The sequence below is a fragment of the uncultured Demequina sp. genome, assembly GCF_913055775.1.
Lineage (GTDB): Bacteria > Actinomycetota > Actinomycetes > Actinomycetales > Demequinaceae > Demequina.
On record NZ_CAJXJX010000001.1, the window covers coordinates 39,066 to 59,443 of the forward strand.

The following is a 20,378-nucleotide window of genomic DNA, read 5'->3' on the forward strand; positions in this document are numbered from 1 at the left end:
GGCTAGCCTACAGATGGCGGCATTCGCCGGGAGCGCACGACGTCGAACCGCAGGGCGCGCGTCTTCGGCGCTGACAGGTCAACTCGCATCCACTCCGCCGACTCGCCGACCGCCCTTAGGAGATCGTCCTGCCGGGGTTGGCCAAGCAACTGACGGTAAGTGACGACCGTCCGAAGCAAGCGGTTGTAGTGCTGGAGCTCTCGACTCAGCGGCTGGGCAGGCACATAGCGCTCGATAGCGGCGCCGTCGGAGCTCGGGTAGACCCAGAACGGCACGACCTCGGACTCGGCATCGGCCCGGCGTGCCACCGCGGACGAGAACGCGGCCTCCCAGGGGTCGTGGTAGCGGGCATTGAGAGCCGCCGCCCGATGATCATGCGCCACGTTCTTCCGCACTGCGTGACCCTTGTATCGATGGACCCGCCCCTCGCGCTGCTCAAGATCGACCGGGTTGCCGGGCAAGTTCCAGTGGACAATCGCGTGGCTATAAGTGTGAAAGTCCAAACCCTCCTGGCCCACGGACGTCGACGCAAGCACAAACGGCCTGAATGGCGAGTTATAGGCGACGCGCACGGCACCTTCGCGCACCACTGCCTTGTCATCGGACTGCGCGCGGCCATAGCGCGCGGCGAAGTGACTGCCGACGCGATGTGGCGTGAGCTCGATGCGCCCCGATTCGACCGAGACGTCTTCGACCACGTTGGTCGCGGTGCGTGTCGAGAGCGCCTCGCCGATCACGGCAGATAGCCGGTCGGCGCGCGCGCCCGGAGCGGCATCCTGGAGCCCCTCCGACTCGAGCAGGACGTGGACATACTCATCGAGCACTGCCTGCAAGCCGCCGTCGATGCCGTGGTGCAAGACGCCGCGCCAGTACGCCTCGCCGTCGTGCGACCGCAGCAGCGCGATGATCTCCGGCTTGTTGAACATCGACCGCAGGCCCAGTGCGATCTCCACTGCGCCGCCTCGAAGTGCAGCGTCGCCGAGTGCATCAGCGCCGCCTGCAATGCGCGAGAGTGCGCGCAAGCCGACGACTCCAGGACCTGCGATAGCGACGTCAGTGAGCACCCCGGCGAGGTCGTGCGGAACGGCGCCCAGGCCGAGCGCGACCGCGCCGGACGGCTCTTCGACAGAGTCCAGACGTGCCAGAAGTTCGAGGTGCTCTCTCAGCCGGCTGGTGCCATCGCCCTCGTCGATCGCTCGCGCCCGGATCAAGCGCGAGAGCTCACGCGCGCTCACGCCCTCGACGTGCCGGTCGAGCATCGCCGCCACAACCCAGTACCACCGCGAGTCCGTCGCGCCCCCGACGTCCGGAAGCGGCGGCAAGCGACCGAGCAGAGTCTCGATCCGCTCTCGAACAATCCCGATCATGTGTTCGCGATCCATCGGCATCGCGCCAACCTCTCGTGCGATGGCGAGCGGATCGGCGACGCGTGCAAGCGCGGTCGACGGGTAGAGCAGAGTCATGGTCGTGCCCGCAGGCCGGTACTGGAGCGGCGCGGTGGTGGCGCGCTGCTCGTCGTACGTCCGCCCGGCGAGCCCGGCGTGCTCGAGCGTCAGCCGCTCGGCCTCGTAGCTCGTCATCACTGCGATGGCCTTGGGAACCACAGCCCATGCCGAGAAGATCAGCCGCTTGGTGAAGCGACGCAGCTGCTCGTCCGCGTAGTCAGCTCCGAGCTCGTAGTAGGGCATCGACGGCGGGAGCCATGCGAGCTTCCATGCTCCGCGGTCGAGCACGTCGGCGAACAGCCCTCGGAGCTTGGCATTGCCTGGGTCGATTCGCGCGTACGACGCGATGTCGACTCGGCTGAGCATCCCGGACGCTTTCTCGAGGAGTCGTGCCAGCGACGGGTCACCGGTCTCGACAGCCGCCTCGAAGCGCTTGCGGATCTGGTAGGTCCCCCGCTCCATCAGGTTCAGCGGGTACGGACTTGAACGCCAGTACTCGAAGACATCGTGGCGGTCGAGATGCCTGGCAGCTGCGTCGAAGGTCACCCATGACCGTAGGTCCGCGCGATCGATCACCGCTCCGGGCATCGGCGCCTCGCGCAGCATCCCGTCACGGTCGGGTGTCGAGGCCAACCTCTCCATGCGGCTCATCACACGCCGCAGCGTCTGCTCGACGCGATCGCGGGCGCAGAGCGCCTCAGCGGTCGGCCCACCAGCCACTGCCGCTTCCCTCATCACGCGCAGATCGTCGCGGACACCCCGTGCCGCGTCCTCACCCGCGAGGAAGCCGACGGTGCGTTGGAAGTCGTCGTAGTGGTCATCGCCACTCGGCTCGTCGGGAAGTGTGTACATCTTGAATGGAGTCGCGGACAAGAGCAGCACACGCGCCTTCTCGTGATCGAACACCTCTCGCGCGAGGTCCGATCCGTAGCCTTCGCCGTCGAGCACGTCCTTGAACCGCTGGAACTCATCGAGGATCACGAGGTCGGGCTCGAGGTGCTCGACCGCAGCGCGGGCGACCACGTGGCGTAGCCGGCCAACAAGGAGGTTGCGTTCGTTGCGGAGGGTCGAATTGGGTTGGCCGCGGGTCTTGCGAAACCTATCGACGCACGCCTCGAGTTCGTCAACGAGAGGTCGGCCCCGCGGCCCGATCGCGTGCTCAACGGCTCGACCGAAAGAGGAGACCAACTCATGGTCGAGGGTGCCGCGATCGAAGTCTCGGAGGTATTTCAGGAAGTTCTCCTCTCCCACTCGCCCCTGAAAGAAACGCCTCCAGGGGCGAGTCGCAAGCTTGCGCCTTCCCCAGTGCGCAGCAAGCATCCAGTAGAGAAGGACCCGCTCTGGGTACGCGCCGTCAGACGCGCCGTCGCTGAACGAGGTGCCAGGCGTGAACGAGATGAAGTTGACCTTCTCTGCGCGCAGGTCTTGCAGCGCCTTGGGTAGGAGCGTGAGCCGGTCAGCGTGCCGCAGCTCGGCGCCTCCGACGACATTGAGACGGCTGAGGTTCTGTCGCGCGATCTGGGTGTTCGAGCAGATGTAGACGATGTCGATGCGGTCTTCCTTGTCCCACAAGTACTCGACAGCCTTGGCGATGACGCCCTTCGCAATCATGGTCTTGCCGAGCCCGACCTCGTCGGCCACGAGGAACCGCTTGGTCCAGTCCTCATCCGCCCATAGCCGCTGGAACGCGTAGTCGACCGTGCGACGCTGGAAGTCCTTGAGGCTGCCGAGAATTCTCTCGGTGTCTGGACGCTCTCGGGACGCACTCATGAGCGCTTCTCCGTGTGGACGGACCACACGACGTTCCAGAGGTCCTCGAATCCCTCTGGCATCAGTTCGGCACCGCCGCGCGCCTGCCTGAGCTCGTCCATCGCCCCGGCGATGCGCGCAAGCGCCGCGTCGTCGCGCCCGACCGCGTGCACGAGCGGTTCGAACAGCGCCACGTCTTCGTTGGTACCGCGGTACCCGCCTTCCCAGGCCACCGCATCGGCGCCAGCAAGCTCCGCGAGCAGCGCGTCGTACGCGGGGTCACCGAGCAAGAAGATCAGGTATCGCAGCACGTCACGCTGAGACTTGAGCACCGAAGCGAAAGCGTTCTTGCGACGGTCGCCGACGTCGCCGGTGAGCTCCGCCTTCACCACGCACCGACGGCTCACCTTCGCGTCGCCAATGCCCGCCGTCGTCTCCAGGGCGACGAACGGCGTGACGTTATCCGTCGCCAGGGTCCAATCCATCACCTCAGCGAGCTCGCGAGCATGGCCGTCACGTGCGATGGAGATCGGCCATGCGACGGTGCTGCCCGGCGGCTCGGGCGGCACCACCAGCGCGACAGCCACCTGCGCGCGATCGTCGTCGATCGTCGCGACGTGAGCAGAGACGCCTGCCTCCGCGATGGCGCGATGGAATGCCTCGATCTCATACGTGGTCGCGATCTGGGCGTCGTCGATCCCGTCCGCTTCGGCAGCCGATGCGGGCTCGAGCATACGTATGAGACCCGGCGCCTCTTCGGTCCCATCGAGTACTTGCTTGACGCCACATTCGCGCGTCGCGCCGCGCAGTACGACGTCGAACTCGACGTTCCCTCCCCAACGCGCGCTCGTGAGGTTGGCACTGCCAGTGACGACCTCGGACGTGCCTCCGTCGAGATCCACGATGAAGGTCTTGGCATGAAGTCCTTCGTTGGCGCCGCCGAACTCGAAGCCGACGGCTTCGGCCTCGCCAACCTCCGCGCCGGCCTCTACCTCTGCCAAGCGCTGCAGGACGTTCGTGTCCCAGCCGGCGAGCGCATCGGCGCCAAGAAGGTCGAGCGACTCTTGCCGGGTGATCAGCGTCCGCGAGCTCGCAAGAGTGCCGAGCGAGCGAACCCCAGCGCGCGACAGGAACGGGCTGATTGCGAGGACTCGTCGAGCACGGTCCGGGAAGGGCCACACTTCGGCGCCGTCAATGCCGATCGGCAGCAGCTCGCCCGAGGTGAAAGGCGCCGGCACGACGAGCCGAGTCTCCCGGAGCGTGCTCGCGAGGCTGGCGATCTGCTGAGCGCGGTCCGTCGCAAGCGGGCGCAAGCCGAGACCGGGCAGGGCCTCAACGAAACCGGCCATCGGCGCGGCGTCGATGGTCCCGCCCGGGGCCTCGTCGAGCACGAGCGCCGTATCCCACGACCGATCGAAGGTGATGTTCCGGCTCAGCACGACGACCCGGTGAAGGAACGAGGACCGTGACTCGTCCGCGAATCGAAGCACCCAGACCTTGGGATGGAAGATCGCGCCGTCTCGTGGCGCCACCACCTCGCGGACGCTTTCCTCCACGAACAGCAAGATGCTGCGGTAGTTCGGCGGGACATGGATGCCGCCCGCCTGGCAGAACACTGTGGTCCGGTCCGCGTAGCGGCGTACAGCCTCCAGCAATCGCACAGGGTCCGCTGCGTCCAGGTCCGAGCCGGCGATACGGTCCTCAAGCGCAAACGAGAGCGGCGCCAGAAGCATTGCGGTGAGGTCCATCGAGTACGTGGTGCCGACCGCGACGTCCACGCCCATGCCAGCGGGCGGGCGCAGCGCATCTGTGAGGAGCACGCGCGTCTCAGGGGTGAGTGTCATGCGGCGCCCCTCGCCTGGTAGAGGTCGCGCAGATGCGCTGAAGTGTTGGCCCAGCGGAAGTCGAGATGACCAAGGCCGCTCGATCCTGACCAGCGATCGAGCGCCGACTGGTTCACGAACCGGGCACGGCTGCCCTTGATCTGGCGCTCGCGGGTCTCGGCGAGCCGCGCCGCGTCGCTGCTCGTCAGGAGATCGCCTCGGGAGCTCGCGATGTCCACCCAAGAATCCACGAAGGCCCGCGTCGTGTGGCGAAGCTGAGGGTTGTGAGTTCCGATGAGACGCCACCATGCAGCCCGGTCCCACGTCGCGGCGAGCTCGCGTGCGCCGGAGTCCTGCCACTCGGCGAGCGAATGCTCGTGGCCGACGAGCACATCCTCTCGTGCGCCTTTGCGCGCCAGCGCCACGTTGTAGACGAGTGCGGCGCCGTGAACAAGGACGCTGAAGCGCTGGGCGTGGTCGACGAGGTCGCGCAGATCCTGTGGGAGCTGATCCGTATTGCCAATTTCCCACGGGTAGCCCGCGGAATCCGGACCGTCCATGTTGGGCGGTGGGTTGCGCGTAAGCCACGCGAGAAGCGTTCCGCGTGTTCGCGAGGAGATCCGGTACGAGAGGTACTCCTCCTCGCGGGCAGTCAGTTCGAAGGTCACCTGGCCCAGAAGTCCATCGGGTGGCGGAGGAAGCTCGGCGTCGATGCCGTCGCCGGGCAGCGTCATGTGCGAGTCGATGTCGTCGGCGTCGGCGGTCCTATCCCTCAGGGACCTGAAGTCCGACAGGCGACGGTAGTAGGCGTTCGGGGAAGATGCGTCCACCAAGCCCCAGTTGCCGAGCGCCGACCAGTAGACGTCACTAGGTAGCCTCTTGAGTGAACGCCGCGCGACGTTGCCCATGACGCCTTCGGTCTCACCACCCGCGAGCAGGCTGTCGATGAGGCGGTACTGCAGGTGCCGGAACTCCGCAGACATCTCCGCAGGCGTGTGCTTGCGCGACGCGGCTTGCATGAGCCACGGCAGGAACAGGACATACCGAAGTCGTGTGTGCAGGGTGGACGTGCCGGGGAACATGGCATTCGCGAGGGTGTCGCGGATCGCGCCGATGCCCAGCTCGTCAATGGTCCCCTGCTCCCGGAAGAGGTCGACGACCTCCAGCATGCGGCGGCGCTGCTCGTCGTCATTGTCGAGCCATCCGAATGCCGAAGCCATGATGTGATCCTGGCGCAATGGTGCGACATTTCCAACAGGTCGACGTGCCACGGTTGGCAATGTCACAGGGCTCTGCCAGGCTCACGCCATGACAGTGTTGGGCTTGGACGGATGCAAGGGCGGATGGGCCGCCGTCGCCATTGACGACGAGGGTCTTGTTGGCTCGTTCGTGGCCGCGAGCATTGCCGATGTGGAAGCCGAGGCGAATGCGCGCTGGAACGTCGCGACGATTGTGGTCGATATCCCCATCGGACTGCCGGATAGAGGCCCTCGACAAGCCGACATCGAGGCTCGTAAGTTCATCGGGCCCCGCCGCAACAGCGTCTTCCCCACCCCTGTGCGCAACGCGGTCGAGTCGTCTACGTACCTCGAGGCATCAGCAGCATCAATCGCTGCGTCTGGCAAGAGCCTCAGCAAGCAGGCTTGGGCAATCACGCCGAAGATTCGCGAGGTGGATGCTCACATCAAGTCGGGTGACGCCTCCGCTCGCATTCTCGAAGGACACCCGGAAGTGTCATTCCGCGCAATGGCAGGAGAGTCGATCGACCACTACAAGAAGTCGCTGTCTGGTCTCCTCCTGAGGCGAGAGTTGCTTGCAAGCGAAGGAGTAGCGTTTCCTGAGGGCATCGAGCGCGAACTCAAGGGCTGCGACCTCGACGACCTCCACGATGCCGCCGCGATGGCATGGACGGCGCGGCGGGTTGAGCGTGGAGAGGTAGACAGCAAGCCGAACGCTCCCGAAGTCTTCTCCGATGGGCTGCCCAGTGCGATCTGGTACTAGCGAGAGCTCTAGGAGGGCCGCATATTCACGGCTCCTACGCTTCCTCAAGTGGATGCCGCCGTACGCCAGTTCTTCAGAGAAGGCCTATGCAAGGTCGAGCCAACGCTTTCTAGTCTGGAGCGGAGCGGTGGCTGCAACCTCGTGTTGCCTGGCAACAGGCCTAGTCTTTCTCCTGGTACTTTCTCTGACTTCGGAGTCAGCGGAGTCTCATATCGGCGCACTGTCGGTGCTGTCAATCCTGTGGCTCTGCTCAACAGCATGTTGGCTCATAGCCATGTCTCTCGCACCGAACCCCGACCTCGAGGTGCGGGTGAGTATAGATGAGTGAGACAGTTTTCGGAGCAGTTGCATTGGCCCTCTTGTTGGCTTCGCTGCTCCTCAGTGCGGGATACGTCATCAAGGTTGTGGCACTAAGGCGGGAGTACACACGGCGTCTCTCTGGCGTGCCTCCGATAGAACGCAATCTCGAGTTCTCAGCGGTCGACCCAGAGGAGGTCGCATGGTCGCTCACTGAGTTGCAAGTCCGCGGGTACCCTTCGCGCAGCCAGTTTCAAGAGATGGAGGAGTCGTCACGGCTTATCTACGCTGCATCGCTCGAGGGCAAGGTGCGCACGAGTGGCCTCTGGGCGACCACGTTCGCGACCGTTTCGACGATTGTCGTGTCGATCGGCGCAACGCTGCTCGTCGGGAGGATCAGTGAGGGCAGCCCGCTGAGCGCGACGGAAATCGCGACGAACGTGCTCGTAGGAGCCGTTCTCGCGGCATTCGCGATGGTGCCTGGGTTCTCGGCAGTGATCGCGACGAACCAGCGACGGCGATGGGAGAGCCTGCTCGAGTCCTACCGGAGCTCGGGGCGTGGAGGACAGCCCTGAGCTCCGATACCCGCACGCCTCGAAACTCAAGCCAGCCCGCGCATCGGCCCTCCCGAGCCGCGTGCGCCTAAGCGCCCTCAGCCATCGGCAGCCGCCCAGACTTGACCGCCGCCAGCAGCGCCTCGTGGTCCGCTTCCGTCTGGTCGGCATAGGCGCGCGCGAAGCGGGCCATCGCCTTGTCGACGTTCTTGCCGGCGCCCAGGTAGCCGGCGATCATCGACGCTCCGCTGGTGCGCGCTTGGCCCTTCGCGAGCAGCCGCCCGGCCAGTCCCGCATAGTTGGCCAGCGCACTCGCGGAGATCTTCTTGAGCGACACCGCGCCCTTCATGTTGCGGAACTGGCGCACGTAGAAGTCGCGGCTGTCCACGGTGGTCCAGCCCAGCAGCGGATCGCTCACGGTCTGCAGCGCCTGCTGGTACTCGACCACGCGCTCGCCCTGGTGCCCGTGACGTGCGTTCTCGCCGTGCACGTACTGCGCGAGCACCGAGCGTCGCGCCTGCTTGAGCTGCAGAAAGATCACGTCGTCCCCGCTCGAGCCCTCGAGCAGCGCCACATACGCGCGCAGGCCCACGGACCCCACGCCCACCACCTTGTGCGCCACATCCACCAGCGTGTAGCCGCCCAGCATGCGCCGCCAGTGCGGGTCCAGCGTCTGCAGGTAGTCGTCAAGGCCCTCGGCGAGCATCTCCGCCTCCGCGTCCGGCAGCCGGGGGATCAGCGGCGGCTCCTCGACAATGCGCCGCTCGCCCTTGTCCTCCGCGGTGAAGCGCGGCAGCGCACGGTCCGAGGTGCGCTTGCGCGCACGCTTGGCCGCCCGCTTGAGCTCGGAGTCCAGCGAGCTGTCCGAGGCGTGATGGGCCAGGCGGTCCATGTCGAGACGCTCGAACGATCGGCTGAACAGCGGCTGCTCGGCCAGGTAGCGCATCTCGTCGCGATACGCCCCTGCGCACGCGCGCACCGCCTCCTCGCACTTCTTCTCCGACGTGCCGTTCTCACGGCCCGCGACCCAGGTGCTGGCCACCAGCCGGCGCAGGTCCCACTCCCAGGCACCTGGGTGGGACTCGTCGAAGTCGTTGAGGTCCATCACCAGGTCGCGCTCGGGCGAGGCGTAGAAGCCCACATTGCCCAGGTGCGCATCCCCGCACACCACCGGCGTGATGCCGGTGGACGGCAGCCGAGCCACGTCGTCGGCCATCACCACCGCCGAGCCCCGCAGGAACCCGTACGGCGACGCCGCCATGCGCGCCACGCGCACGGCCACCAGGTCAGGGATGCGGCCCTCGTGGTTCTTCTCGATGAGCCCGATGGGGTCGCGGTCTTGTGCGCCGATGCGCCACTCGGCCAGGGCGCGACGCGGGACGTTCTTGCGTAGCGACTTGCCCAGCGCGTAGCGCTCGGCGCGGGTGTCCGGCCGGGTGCGCAGCGACTCGTAGGCGACGCGGTTGTCGTCCACGTCGGTCTCTGTCAGGACACCGTGTGACTGCGGCTCTTGCTGTTGCACGTGCGCACTCCCCTCCGCCCCGCTCGGACCGAGGGAGACCCCGCCATCGTTGCACGCGCACCTCCCGCTCCCCCACCCTTGCCCGCACCAGGGGCGTTCGCTACTGTCAGAAGGCCAATCGCGCGTCCGACAAGCTGGGGGGGTCCCGTGCGACCCATGCTCGCCATCGCGGCTCTCGCCGCGAGCCTCACTGTCGCGACCGCGAGCGTCGCGGCCTCCGCGTCTCAAGAGGACATCGACGCGTTCATCGCTTCTGCGATGCCGCAGTCCAAGGTGCCGGGCCTGGCGTACTCCGTGGTCGAGGAGGGCAGCACCGCTGTGGCCGATGCGCGCGGCGTCACCCTCCAGGGCACAGACGTAGCGGTCACGCCGGACACTCCGTTTGTCATCGGCTCGATCTCGAAGAGCTTCACCGCACTCGCCGTGATGCAGCTGGTCGAGGCGGGCGAGGTCGAGTTCGACGGCGCGCTCGAGACGTACCTGGACGGGTTCGCCGGACAGCCGGCGGGGCCGGTCACGGTGCGCCAGCTCCTGAGCCACACCAGCGGATACTCCACCCTGCAGGGCAACACCCCGCCGGTCGAGACCACCGGCGACGCCGACGACCTCGCGCGCGCCGTCGACGCGCTTGCCGACGTCGCACCGGCCTATGCTCCAGGCTCGCAGTGGGAGTACTCCAACACGAACTACCAGATCGCGGGGCGGCTCATCGAGGTCGTCAGCGGCGAGGGCTTCGCGAACTACGTCGAGTCGCACATCCTCGAGCCGCTGGGCATGGACAGCAGCTTCGTGGCGGACGGCGAGGAGCACCCGTCGATGGCCACCGGTCACACCCCGTGGTTCGTCACCAAGCGCCCGGTGCCGGACGGCCCCACCCAGCCCCTCTACGCACCGCAGGGCGGGGTGATCGCGAGCGCGAACGACCTGGCGCTGTACATGGCCGCGATGATGAACGGCGAGGACGACGTCCTCAGTGCCGAGGGCAAGGCCACGATGATGCGTCCTGCCAGCGCCGCCTTCTCGTGGTACGGGCTCGGCTGGTTCATCGACACCGCCGCGGGCACCGTGTGGCACTCCGGATCCACGCCAGGCATCGAGACGCTGCTCACCATGGACCCGGGAGACGGCACGGGCGTCGCGGTGCTGACCAATGGCGGCAGCGGCATCGGCTTCGGCGAGACCACTGAGCTGCGCAACGGCATCACCGCCCTCGCGCTGGGGCGCGACTACGACGGCGAGGGCTCCGCCCTGGCGCAGCAGGCGCTGTTCGTGTCCCTCACCCTCCTTCCGCTGCTCTACCTCGCAGCGATGGCGTGGGCGTGGTGGCACCGCCCTGCGATCCGCGCCAAGCGGTCGAACATCGGCGGTCTCTTCAGCCTGTGGTTCCCGCTGCTGACCACCATCGCCGCCGCCGTGGTGATCCTGTGGCTGGTGCCCAACCTCATGGGCGCTCCCCTGCCCACCCTCCGGGTCTTCCAGCCCGACATGGCACTCGTCATGACCGCCACGGCCGTCATGGGCGTGGTGTGGTCGGTGTTCCGGCTGACGGTCGCGTACACCGGGGGTCGGCGCATGGTGGAGCAGGGGTAGTTCTCGCGGTCGCTGACCCGGCCGATCTACCCTGTCTACCCTTTCGGGGGTAGACTTCTACCCATGGCATTGAACATCAAGAACGAGGCGACCGTCGCTCTCGTGCGCGAGCTGGCCGAGAAGACCGGCCAGTCCCAGACGAGCGCCATCGAGTCCGCGGTGCGCGAGGCGCTGCAGCGGGTCGCCGACGACGACCACGCGAGCCGCGCGCAGGAGCGCTACGACCGGGCGATGGCGATTGTCAAGGAGATCGATGCATCGCTGACGGACGAGGATCGCGAGAGGCTCCGCACCGCACAGGACGACATGTACGACGAGGACGGTCTGCCCGTATGGTGATCGACACCTCGGCGATCATGGCAGTCCTGCTTGCGGAGCCTCGACGCCCGGAGGTGCTCCGCGCGATCGCGGACGCGCCGTCGTGCGTGATCGCGGCTCCCACGCGCGTGGAGCTCACCGTCGCGCTCCGGCACACCATCGGAAGCGCGGCGGAACGGCGCTCAGAGTCGTGGCTCAAACGCTTCGAGATCACCACGGAAACCTTCACCGCCGAACACACGGCGATAGCGATCGATGGATTCCGCGACTACGGACGCGGCTCCGGCCACCCCGCCCGCCTCAATTTCGGAGACTGCTTCAGCTACGCACTCGCGATCGCTCGGGAAGAGCCACTGCTGTTCGTGGGCGACGACTTCACCCACACCGACGTCCAGGTGGCGCTCCAGCGCTGACCCGACCCGCGCATCGGCCCAGCGCACGCCACTGAGTCCGTCGACTATCAAGAAGACGGACAATATCCTCCATCAAACGAGAACAGCATGGGCGCACTGTCGAAGTGCGCGTCGCGCCGACCAAGTGACCAGAAGCACCGGCCTGTGACCTAGCGCCACTAGATCTCGATCCCCGCGGCCTCGGCCAGCGTCTCGTTCGCCACCCCATACGGCACGTGGACCCCCGCCACATGCGTCAGCGCCCCGGTCAGGTGCCCGTCCTGGTCGTCGAAGAACAGGTGCGGTCGCAAGACCTCCAACACGCGCGCCTTCTCAATCCCGCCCAGGAAGAACGCGTCATTGATGGTCACGCCCCACGAGCGCAGCGACTGCACGGCGCGCTCGTGCGCGGGCGCGGCACGGGCCGTCACCAGCGCGATGCGCACGCGCGGCTCATAGTCCGGGTCCTCGGCCTGCAGGGCGGCCTCGATGCGCTGGATCCGATTCAGATCCTCGACCAGCGGCTTGAGCAGCCCGGGCGCGTGGGCGACGTCGCGCTTGGCGACCTCGTTCGCCACGAAGCCCTCGAGGCCGTCGGTCTGGAACACGCGCTCGGACTCGTCCGTGGCGAGCACCGCGTCGAAGTCAAAGGCGATCCTCAGATCCCGGTCCCCCACCTCATACGCCGCCGAGTTCGGCAGCACGTGCCCCGCAGGGTGTCCGGCGCGGACGGCGGCCAGCACATCGTCCCTGTTCTGCGACAGGAACAGGCTCATGCCCAGCGCCGGGATGTAGTCCAGCGGCGACCGGCCCTGCGTGAAGAACGCGCGCGTCACCGGCAGCTGATGCGCCTCGATGGACCGCATCACCCTCAGCCCCGTGTTCGCGGCGTTGCGCGACAGCACGATGACCTCCACGAGCGGATCCCGCGGGCGCAGGTCGTTGAGCTGCAGCAGCCGCTGGATGAACGGGAACGCAGGCCCTGGCTCGAGCGTGACGTCGATGTGCCGGTCCTGGTAGTCCGAGTACGCCGCCACCCCGTTCTCCTGGAAGAACGCGTCCGACTCCGTCAGATCGAACAGCGCGGAGGACGCGACGCCCACCACCAGCCGGTCGGACAGGTCATAGGCGGGCAAGAAGACCTCCAGGGGCGTACGGCGGGACGATGCGCGGGCTGGCTTCCGCGGCGAGGTTCCACGATATCGGTGGCCGCGTGCGTGACGCACCCCGCAGAATCACCCCAGCGCGCGCACCACTGCCACCGTGAACGACCACGGTGGCACCCGCCACGTCTCCTCGGGCGCCACATCGACCACCTGCGCATGAGGCGTGACGGGCGACGGCTGGAACGGCTCGCCTTCGTCGGGCCCTGCTCCGGCGAGAACCGTGGCGCTGCCGACCACCCGGCTGGGGCCGCCCGGCAGGGCGATCGACAGGTCGCGCGAGTCATCGGTCGCGTTCACGAGCCTGAGCACGTACTCCTCCTGCCCGTCGGCGGCGACTCGTGCGGCGCACCCGGCGACCACACGGCGCTCAGGGCGCCTGTCGTCGAGCACGTCATGGCGAAGCTCGCCATCGACCCACACTCGCAGCCGCTCGCCCTCGAGAGCGGCACGCACATGCACTGCCACACCGGTCGAGAGCCCGGACCACGGGTGCGGGCCGTCGACGTCGTTCGAGATGCCGTCGGAGTGCGCATGCACCACCGTCGACTGGTTCTGCCAGCCGCCGAGTTCCACCTCGAAGTAGTCCTCGTCGCCCGCGCCGCCGATCCGCACCGCCACACCCCGCTGACCGGTCACGCGCTCGAGCATGAAGTCGACGGCGCAGTCCGCACCGACCGGCCCCAGGACAGCCTCTCCCCCGTTCACGTCCACGTCTCCCACGGGCGCGCCATCGAGCGTCACATCCCAGACCCGCACATGCGCTCCGGTAGCGCTGATGCGCGCGATTCCCGGCTGGCGCGACGGCACTGACACGTCGAGATCTCCATCGAGGTCGACCTCGATCATGCGCTCGCCGCGTTCGACGGAGAACATCTGCTGGACGTAGTAGGACGGGCTTGGCAGGACGGTATCGGCGTCGAAGTAGATGAGGTCAGGGACCCACTGCGTCGTCCCGATCCTGGCGAGCAGCGGCGCGTAAGACGCCAAGGTCACGATGTCGCTGTTGCGTTCCATGCCGATCATGAACGCCGCCTCCGCGAGCGCCGAGCGCACGCGGTTGGTGCGGGCGGCGTACTCGCCGAAGTACACGGCTGGCCCCCCGCGGTCGTAGCTGTCGTACCGGTCGAGGTTCTGGTGGAACCACCGCGGGGTGCGATAGGCGTGCTCGTCCACGACCGCGACCCGCTGCTCGCGCGCGTACTCCCACCCGCGTTCGAAGTCCTGCCCGAAGGGCTGCGGGCCTGCAGTGCCGATCACGGTGACGTCGGGGTGCGCCGCCGCAAGCGCATCGGCGATCATCGCGAAGCGCACCTCGAAATCCTGAGTGATCTCGTCCTCGTTGCCCACCCCGATCATGCGCAGCCCGAAAGGCTCGGGGTGGCCCACCTCCGCGCGCCGCGCACCCCACCGGGTGCCGACGTCGCCATTGGCGAACTCGACCAGGTCGAGGATGTCCTGCACGTACGCGGGCATGTCCTCGAGCGGGATGCACGCGGCACGACCTCGGAGGTTCTGGCAGCTGACGCCCGCCGCCACAATGGGCATCGGGCTCGCACCGAGCCGTTCGCACAGCTCGAAATACTCGACGTAGCCGATCTGTCGAGACTGGTGGTATCCCCACGTGTTGAAGCTGGGCTCCCGCTCGTGCCGGGGTCCCACGGTCTTCTTCCAGTCGTAGAGGTTCGCGAGGCCCAGCCCGTGCGCCACGCACCCTCCCGGGAAGCGCAGGAATGACGGCCGAAGTTCCTGCAGCACCTCCACGAGATCCTCCCGGAACGTGAGCGGCTCGCCGTCGTCGCCTCGGGGACGGAGCGACACCACGTCGATCTCCATGACCAGGCCGCGGGGGACGTCGATCTGCAGTCGCCCGTTGCCCCCGCGGTGAGCGGTGAGGTCGACGCCGACCTCGTTCCATCCACGCTCGGGAACCACTAGCTCGGCGGTCGCGATCGCGTCACCCGCGTCATCGACAATCGAGACGGACGCGTGGCCCACGCCTTGGACCCGCCAGGTGAACGCCGCCAGACGGAAGGACTGGCCCGCGGCGACGCGGACAGCGTCGAAACCCTCGTTCTCCAAGCGCACCGGCCCAGCCAGGCGTACGTACGTGCCATTGTTCGGGTGCACGGGATCCTCGCTGCGGACCTCGACCGAGCCTGCTCCGGTGTGGTGCCACGCCGTCAATGGCCCCCAGCCAGGACGGTCGGCAGCGGTGAACTCGAAGTCTCCGTTGCGCAGCAGCTCAGCGTTGAGCCCGCCGTCGAGGCTCCAGTTGATGTCCTCGAAGAACAGCCCCCACAGGTCCGGCGCGACCTCCACTCCGGTGGGATCGCCGAGCGACACAGACAGGGACCGGGGATGGGTTTCAGACATGACTTCCGTTCTGGACCGCGCACGCAGGCGCAGGAGGACAAGGGTTAGGGGGCACCGGACGGAGGGCTTTCATGCAGCCGATGCGCGGACACTCGCCGCTCGGGCGAGCGCACGGCGCTGGGCCACGACCAGGGCGACCGTCACCATGAGCAGGATCGCGCCAATGACGTCACGCGTGAGGACGGCCCCGGCGCCGCAGGCGACGAGCCATGCGACCGGCGCGCCCGACCACGGCATGGGACGTCGCCACGCCATCCACACCGTGACGAAGCCGGCGATCAGGAGCACGGAGCCGTAGATGCCGATCACTGCGGAGGTCTCGGAGATCAGCAGAGCCGTGCTCTCCGCCGAGCCCGATTCGAGAAGCGACGTTCCCGTCGACCGGAACCACAGCAGGTACGGAACCAGGGTCACGACCGCGAGAACCACCATCCACGTCCCGCTCGCGAACACCATGCGTCGAGGCACTATTGACATGCGCATCTGTGTCATCCCTTCAACCCCGCCGTCAGGTTCAGAGAACTCACGAAGTAGCGCTGAGCAACCAGGAACAGTGCGGTGGTGGGAATCATCGCGATCACCGCGCTCGCCATCAACTGCCCCAACGCCGTGTAGTCCCCGAAGAGGTTCTGCAGCAGCTGCAGCCCCGCCGTGATGGGCATGTTCGAGATGTCGTTGAACACGATCGTCGGCCACAGGAAGTCATTCCAGGACCCGGTGAAGGCGAACAAGAAGATGACGATCAGAATCGGCCGGATCATCGGCAGGATGATGCGCATGAAGATCGTGAAGTCCCCCGCGCCATCAATCCTTGCCGCCTCATCCATCTCGCGAGGGATCCCGCTCATGAAGCTCCGCACCAGGAAGATGTTCGCTGCGGTGGCGACACCCGGCACGATCATCGCCCACGGCGAGTTCACCCAGCCCAGCGTCTGAACCACCTTGTACAGCGGGATCAAGTTCACCACGCTCGGGAACAGCGAGACAGCCAGGAGAACGAAGAACAGCACATCGCGACCGGGGAAGCGCATGCGGGTGTAGCCGTAGCCGGCGATCGACACGACCACCACCATCAGGACTGCGTGGCCGGTGGACATCACCAGCGAGTTGCCGAACCACCGCATCACCGGATACGTCGAGACGCCGTCGAAGAGCGCCAGGTAGTTCTCAGCGACCCAGTTCGCGGGCAGCAGACTGAAACCGGAGAACGCGATCTCGGTCGGCGACTTGAACGACGTGGTGAGCGCGAAGAGCATCGGGATGATCCAGATCGCGGCGAGCGCCGTGACCAGGGTCATCGCGATGGCGAGGAGGATCACGCTGGAACGGCTGCGGTGACGCTTTCCGGTGGACTGCGGCGTCGCGTCCTCGACGCCCGCTTGCTTGACCTGCATCACGTCAGTCATCGCTGCTCCTGAACATCACTCGGAACTGGATCGCCGAAATCGCCATGAGCACCAGCCCCAGCATCACCGACATCGCGGCCGCGATACCGGCGATCGCCGGGCCGTCGCCGAACGCCAGGTCGCGGATGTCCATCATGAGGACCGTCGTCGTACCTGCAGGCCCACCCTCGGTCATCATCACGGGCTGGCCGTAGACGTTGAACGACAGAGCCGTCGTCATCACGAGCGTGTAGAGGAGGGGGAACCGGATCGACGGCAGCACCACCGCGAAGAACTGGCGCACAGACCCGGCGCCATCGAGCTGCGCGGCCTCACGCAGCTGTTCGGGAACGTTGGCGATGGCGGAGCGGTAGATGATGAGGTTGCCGCCGATTCCAGCCCACACCGTCAGGGTGAAGATCGTGACCCATGCCCATGGCTGTGTGGTGGTGAACGAGATGTCGGTCCCAAACACGTTGTTGATGAAGCCGAAGTCACGATTGAACATCAGGCTCCACGCGAGCGCGCCGGCGGACACCGAGATCAGGCCAGGGATGTAGAAGACTCCTTGAAAGATGTTCGCGCCTCTGTCGTTGATGCCTCCGATCGCGAGCGCGAGCAGCAGAGGGACGACGATCAGAAGCGGCACGGCGATGCCCACGAAGATGAGCGTGTTCGCCAACCCCGAGCGGAACTGCGAGTAGAACGGTGACTCGGGCTCGAAAAGGATCTGCTGGAAGTTGTCGAACCCGACCCACGTCGGCTCGCCGATGATGTTCCATCGTGTGAACGCGATGTAGAAGCCGTAGACGGTGGGGATCAGCGCGAAGATCGCGAAGATCACCAGGTGTGGCCCGATGAAGGGCAGCGCGCGCAGCGTGGCTTTCACGGTTTCTCCCGAGTCGGCGGGGGCGGCCCAGGGCCGCCCCCGCGTGCTCGTCAGTTGCCGGAGGCCGCTTCGGCCTCGGCGATCTTGCCGGCAACCTCGTTCTGCATCGCCGCCAGCGCCTCTTCGACGGGGATCCGGCCGCGCACGATGTCCTGCGAGTTGTCCCACAGCGCGCTCATCACGTAGGAGGTGTAGATGTACTCGCCTGTCGCCAGGGTCGACCGCGCCTCCTCCGTGTTGGTGAGCAGCGCCTGGGGCAGCTCAGAGTAGGCAGGGTCCTCGAACGCGACGTTGCTGGCAACGACCTGCCCAGCCTCACCCCAGTAGGCGGAGTTCAACCGCAGGTATTCGAGGAAGTCGGCCGCGCATCGGTCCGCAGCCTCGCTTCGCCCGCCATCGATCAGCTGCACAAACGAGTGCGACTCGAGCATGTTCACGGGCGACGACGCATCCGCCTGGAGGTTGTACGACAGCCCCCAGTTCAGTCCGTCGATCGAGTTGCGGTTCGAGATCGCCCACGTGCCGTCGGGGAACACGAGCGCCTGGCCGCTGTTGAATACCTGGTAGTCGTCCGAGTCCTCGGGCGCGATCAGTCCAGCCTCGTCCAGAGCGAGCAGGTCGGAGTAGATGTCGACCATCGCCTGCTGGGTGAGGTCGAGCTCACCACCGGGCGCGAACTCGCTGCCCACGTTGAACAGTTGGGACTCGACAACCGCGGGCACGAACAGGCCCGGCATCGCGTACACCCCATCAGGGAGCTGGCCCTCGACCTCGAAGAGCTCCTCCGTTGTCACAATGCCGTCGTCGAGCCAGTGCTCCACGCCGTAATCGGCGAGAAGATCGGCGTTGTAGTACGTGACGATCCCATGCAAGTCCAGGGGCACGGCGTACTCGACGCCGTCGAACACGCCAGCATCCCAGGCGACGTCGAGGTAGTTGTCGCGGTTCAGCTCGGGGTTGATCTCCTGCAGACTCGCCAGGGGCTCCAGCAGTCCAGCTCCGCCAAACTCAGTCACACGCGGGCCGTGGATCAGCAGCAGTTCAGGTATGTCCTCACCCGTGTTCACGACGCTGTAGAGGCGCGGATAGAGGTCGTCAGCCGGAATCGGCTGGAAGTCAACCACGCAGGCCTCGGCCTGGCCGTTGAAGTCGCTAACGAGCGTGCTCATGAACTCGCCGTCGGCACCGGTCAGGGGGTTCCAGAACGTCACCTCGCCGCTCTCCTCCTCGCCCGCGGAGCACGCGGACACCACCAGGGCCGTGGCCGCCACCGCACACACCGTCGCTACCACTCGCGTCGGATTCACCATCAAGAACTCCTTTGTCTTGTTCGCCGCCTCATTGCGGTCAATCGCCAGATGCGCCTGATGTATCGTTACATGTAGCGATACATCGATGCTAGACTCGGCTCGCCGTCGAGTCAAGTCCTCGGCCCACGAACGCTGGCCTGCAGGCGCAAAGGAGTGCTGTGGCAGTAACCATGAGGGACGTCGCGAACGCGGCAGGCGTGTCTCCCATGACCGTCTCGAACGTGCTGCGAGATGTGCCGACCGTTGACGAGGAACTCCGTGCGCGCGTGCTGCGTGCTGTCGACGAACTCGGCTACGAACTCAGCCTGACCGCGCGACAGCTCCGTTCCGGTCGCAGCGGCCTCGTCACGGTGATCGGGCTGGACATCAACGATCCGTACTTCTCCGCGCTCGCCTCGTCACTCGCGGCGGGATTCGCTTCCGAGGGGATTCACTGCGTCATCGAGCAGAGCCGCTTCAACCCCGGTGGCGAGCGCGGCGCACTCACCGGCGCACACCTCAAGCGCTTCGACGGCGTGGTGCTGAGCTCCGTGGGACTGTCCTACGAACAGATGGACAGCCTCGATGTGAACCTGCCGCTCGTCATCATGGGCGAGCACGAGGCGCCACCTCGGTTCGACCACATCATGATGGCGAACATCGACGGCTCTCGGCAGGCGGTCGAGCACCTGCTCGCGTCAGGCTGCCGTCGGGTGATGATGCTCGGCGGCTCCGAGACCACGACCACCCACGGCATGGCTGAGGCGCGCACGGCAGGGTGGCGCCAGGCCCACAGTGAGGCGGGGCTGGTCGCCGACGAAGCGCTGGTCATCCCTACGCCGCACTACACGCCCACGGAGGCACGCACGCTCGTCGCCGAGCACCTGCGCGTCGATCGAAGCATCGACGGCATCTTCGCCGTAGCCGACGCCATCGCCATAGGCGCGCTCGCGGGTGCCCGGGACGTGCACCGCGAAGTGCCCACCGAACTCCAGGTGGTCGGATTCGACAACCTCGCGATCGACACCCTGCTCAACCCTGCACTCTCGTCAGTCGACCCCGGCATGGACTGGATGTCACAGATGGCCGTCCGCCTGCTGCGGGATCGCATCGCCTCGCACGGCGCCGAGCACGAATCCGAGCACCTGGTCTCCCCGGCTCGGCTGGTGGTCAGAGAGTCGAGCGGCCGCTCGGAGGCATAGACGCGATCTGACGGGTGCTCGGATGGCCACCACCGGAGTGGCCGCTTCGAAGCACGGCGTGCCACGCTTTCCTCAGATCTCCCCACGCTCTCCCCATTGGCGAAACCGCACATTCCGGGCACTCTTGATAAGGCCCGAATCGGGCACGCACCACAAGGGGGACCACCATGACCATCTCGCCACCCGCGCACGCGGCCGCCGACGACTGGACCGAGCACGTCTTCTCGGCAGCGCTCGGCGCGATCGACATCCTCGCCATCCACCTGGGCGACCGCCTGGGCTGGTACCGCGCCCTCGCAGTCACGGGGCCGCTCACCGCCGACGAGCTCGCCGAGCGCACCCAGACCCACCCCCGCTACGCGCGCGAGTGGCTCGAGCAGCAG

At 66.7% G+C, this 20,378-nt stretch carries 16 protein-coding genes and 1 pseudogene; 7 read left to right on the plus strand and 10 right to left on the minus strand.

The genetic code is table 11. The features are described 5' to 3' along the window. Window positions 1-2: 2 nt before the first annotated feature. Genes QZ483_RS00155 through QZ483_RS00165 form a run of 3 tightly spaced genes read right to left on the minus strand, consistent with a single transcriptional unit; the run spans window position 3 to window position 6,237 of the window. Entirely contained in the window at window positions 3-3,215 is a 3,213-nt protein-coding gene (locus tag QZ483_RS00155; RefSeq protein WP_297080817.1) for a helicase-related protein, read from the minus strand. Further along, a complete protein-coding gene (locus tag QZ483_RS00160; RefSeq protein WP_297080819.1) occupies window positions 3,212-5,038 on the minus strand; it encodes a hypothetical protein in 1,827 nt (608 codons plus the stop codon). Before QZ483_RS00160 ends, QZ483_RS00155 begins: the two co-directional genes overlap by 4 nt. Continuing rightward, window positions 5,035-6,237, minus strand: coding sequence for a DUF6361 family protein (locus QZ483_RS00165; protein WP_297080821.1), 1,203 nt, complete (start codon window positions 6,235-6,237; stop codon window positions 5,035-5,037). Before QZ483_RS00165 ends, QZ483_RS00160 begins: the two co-directional genes overlap by 4 nt. Window positions 6,238-6,325: 88 nt before the next feature. Between QZ483_RS00165 and QZ483_RS00170 the strand changes: the two genes are divergently transcribed. Together QZ483_RS00170 and QZ483_RS00175 are read left to right on the plus strand one after the other, a co-directional pair. Further along, on the plus strand, window positions 6,326-7,018 hold the full coding sequence (locus QZ483_RS00170; RefSeq protein ID WP_297080823.1) for a DUF429 domain-containing protein: 693 nt from the start codon (window positions 6,326-6,328) through the stop codon (window positions 7,016-7,018). A 320-nt stretch (window positions 7,019-7,338) separates the two neighbouring features. Next, complete coding sequence (locus QZ483_RS00175) at window positions 7,339-7,890, plus strand: hypothetical protein (protein ID WP_297080825.1); 552 nt, start codon at window positions 7,339-7,341, stop codon at window positions 7,888-7,890. Between the two features lie 67 nt (window positions 7,891-7,957). On the opposite strand, the gene QZ483_RS00180 is transcribed toward QZ483_RS00175, so the two are convergent. Beyond that, complete coding sequence (locus tag QZ483_RS00180) at window positions 7,958-9,343, minus strand: DUF2252 domain-containing protein (RefSeq protein WP_297080827.1); 1,386 nt, start codon at window positions 9,341-9,343, stop codon at window positions 7,958-7,960. Window positions 9,344-9,547: 204 nt separating this feature from the next. Here QZ483_RS00180 and QZ483_RS00185 point away from each other — a divergent pair, with 204 nt between their 5' ends. From QZ483_RS00185 to QZ483_RS00195, 3 genes are all read left to right on the plus strand, one after another. Continuing rightward, window positions 9,548-10,981 carry a serine hydrolase gene (locus tag QZ483_RS00185; protein WP_297080828.1) on the plus strand — a complete coding sequence of 478 codons (1,434 nt, stop codon included), beginning with the start codon at window positions 9,548-9,550 and terminating at the stop codon, window positions 10,979-10,981. A 63-nt stretch (window positions 10,982-11,044) separates the two neighbouring features. After that, entirely contained in the window at window positions 11,045-11,320 is a 276-nt protein-coding gene (locus QZ483_RS00190; RefSeq protein ID WP_297080829.1) for a type II toxin-antitoxin system VapB family antitoxin, read from the plus strand. Beyond that, complete coding sequence (locus tag QZ483_RS00195; RefSeq protein WP_297080831.1) at window positions 11,314-11,712, plus strand: type II toxin-antitoxin system VapC family toxin; 399 nt, start codon at window positions 11,314-11,316, stop codon at window positions 11,710-11,712. The genes QZ483_RS00190 and QZ483_RS00195 overlap by 7 nt, the downstream gene beginning before the upstream one ends. A gap of 158 nt (window positions 11,713-11,870) precedes the next feature. Here QZ483_RS00195 and QZ483_RS00200 read toward each other — a convergent pair whose 3' ends face one another. The 6 genes from QZ483_RS00200 to QZ483_RS00225 form a co-directional block, all read right to left on the minus strand. Further along, a complete protein-coding gene (locus QZ483_RS00200) occupies window positions 11,871-12,827 on the minus strand; it encodes a 5'-nucleotidase (RefSeq protein WP_297080833.1) in 957 nt (318 codons plus the stop codon). A gap of 99 nt (window positions 12,828-12,926) precedes the next feature. Then, the gene (locus tag QZ483_RS00205; RefSeq protein ID WP_297080834.1) at window positions 12,927-15,230 is read right to left on the minus strand and encodes an alpha-L-arabinofuranosidase C-terminal domain-containing protein; all 2,304 of its coding nucleotides are present in this window, start codon (window positions 15,228-15,230) and stop codon (window positions 12,927-12,929) included. A gap of 69 nt (window positions 15,231-15,299) precedes the next feature. Further along, on the minus strand, window positions 15,300-15,686 hold the full coding sequence (locus QZ483_RS00210) for a hypothetical protein (RefSeq protein ID WP_297080836.1): 387 nt from the start codon (window positions 15,684-15,686) through the stop codon (window positions 15,300-15,302). Window positions 15,687-15,718: 32 nt separating this feature from the next. Continuing rightward, a complete protein-coding gene (locus QZ483_RS00215; protein ID WP_297080838.1) occupies window positions 15,719-16,636 on the minus strand; it encodes a carbohydrate ABC transporter permease in 918 nt (305 codons plus the stop codon). Further along, on the minus strand, window positions 16,629-17,504 hold the full coding sequence (locus QZ483_RS00220) for a carbohydrate ABC transporter permease (RefSeq protein ID WP_297080839.1): 876 nt from the start codon (window positions 17,502-17,504) through the stop codon (window positions 16,629-16,631). The genes QZ483_RS00215 and QZ483_RS00220 overlap by 8 nt, the downstream gene beginning before the upstream one ends. Before the next feature lie 50 nt (window positions 17,505-17,554). After that, complete coding sequence (locus QZ483_RS00225; protein ID WP_297080840.1) at window positions 17,555-18,814, minus strand: extracellular solute-binding protein; 1,260 nt, start codon at window positions 18,812-18,814, stop codon at window positions 17,555-17,557. A 158-nt stretch (window positions 18,815-18,972) separates the two neighbouring features. Between QZ483_RS00225 and QZ483_RS00230 the strand changes: the two genes are divergently transcribed. Further along, a complete protein-coding gene (locus QZ483_RS00230; RefSeq protein ID WP_297080842.1) occupies window positions 18,973-19,995 on the plus strand; it encodes a LacI family DNA-binding transcriptional regulator in 1,023 nt (340 codons plus the stop codon). Window positions 19,996-20,162: 167 nt separating this feature from the next. Continuing rightward, window positions 20,163-20,378 (plus strand): annotated as a pseudogene (locus QZ483_RS00235) (SAM-dependent methyltransferase); the annotation flags it as partial.

What these genes read in the sequence shown, in the direction of transcription:
- QZ483_RS00155 (WP_297080817.1), bottom strand. Translation starts at nt 3,215, where the DNA reads ATGAGTGCGTCCCGAGAGCGTCCAGACACCGAGAGAATTCTCGGCAGC.
- QZ483_RS00160 (WP_297080819.1), bottom strand. Translation starts at nt 5,038, where the DNA reads ATGACACTCACCCCTGAGACGCGCGTGCTCCTCACAGATGCGCTGCGC.
- QZ483_RS00165 (WP_297080821.1), bottom strand. Translation starts at nt 6,237, where the DNA reads ATGGCTTCGGCATTCGGATGGCTCGACAATGACGACGAGCAGCGCCGC.
- QZ483_RS00170 (WP_297080823.1), top strand. Translation starts at nt 6,326, where the DNA reads ATGACAGTGTTGGGCTTGGACGGATGCAAGGGCGGATGGGCCGCCGTC.
- QZ483_RS00175 (WP_297080825.1), top strand. Translation starts at nt 7,339, where the DNA reads ATGAGTGAGACAGTTTTCGGAGCAGTTGCATTGGCCCTCTTGTTGGCT.
- QZ483_RS00185 (WP_297080828.1), top strand. Translation starts at nt 9,548, where the DNA reads ATGCTCGCCATCGCGGCTCTCGCCGCGAGCCTCACTGTCGCGACCGCG.
- QZ483_RS00190 (WP_297080829.1), top strand. Translation starts at nt 11,045, where the DNA reads ATGGCATTGAACATCAAGAACGAGGCGACCGTCGCTCTCGTGCGCGAG.
- QZ483_RS00195 (WP_297080831.1), top strand. Translation starts at nt 11,314, where the DNA reads ATGGTGATCGACACCTCGGCGATCATGGCAGTCCTGCTTGCGGAGCCT.
- QZ483_RS00205 (WP_297080834.1), bottom strand. Translation starts at nt 15,230, where the DNA reads ATGTCTGAAACCCATCCCCGGTCCCTGTCTGTGTCGCTCGGCGATCCC.
- QZ483_RS00210 (WP_297080836.1), bottom strand. Translation starts at nt 15,686, where the DNA reads ATGGTGTTCGCGAGCGGGACGTGGATGGTGGTTCTCGCGGTCGTGACC.
- QZ483_RS00215 (WP_297080838.1), bottom strand. Translation starts at nt 16,636, where the DNA reads ATGACTGACGTGATGCAGGTCAAGCAAGCGGGCGTCGAGGACGCGACG.
- QZ483_RS00225 (WP_297080840.1), bottom strand. Translation starts at nt 18,814, where the DNA reads ATGGTGAATCCGACGCGAGTGGTAGCGACGGTGTGTGCGGTGGCGGCC.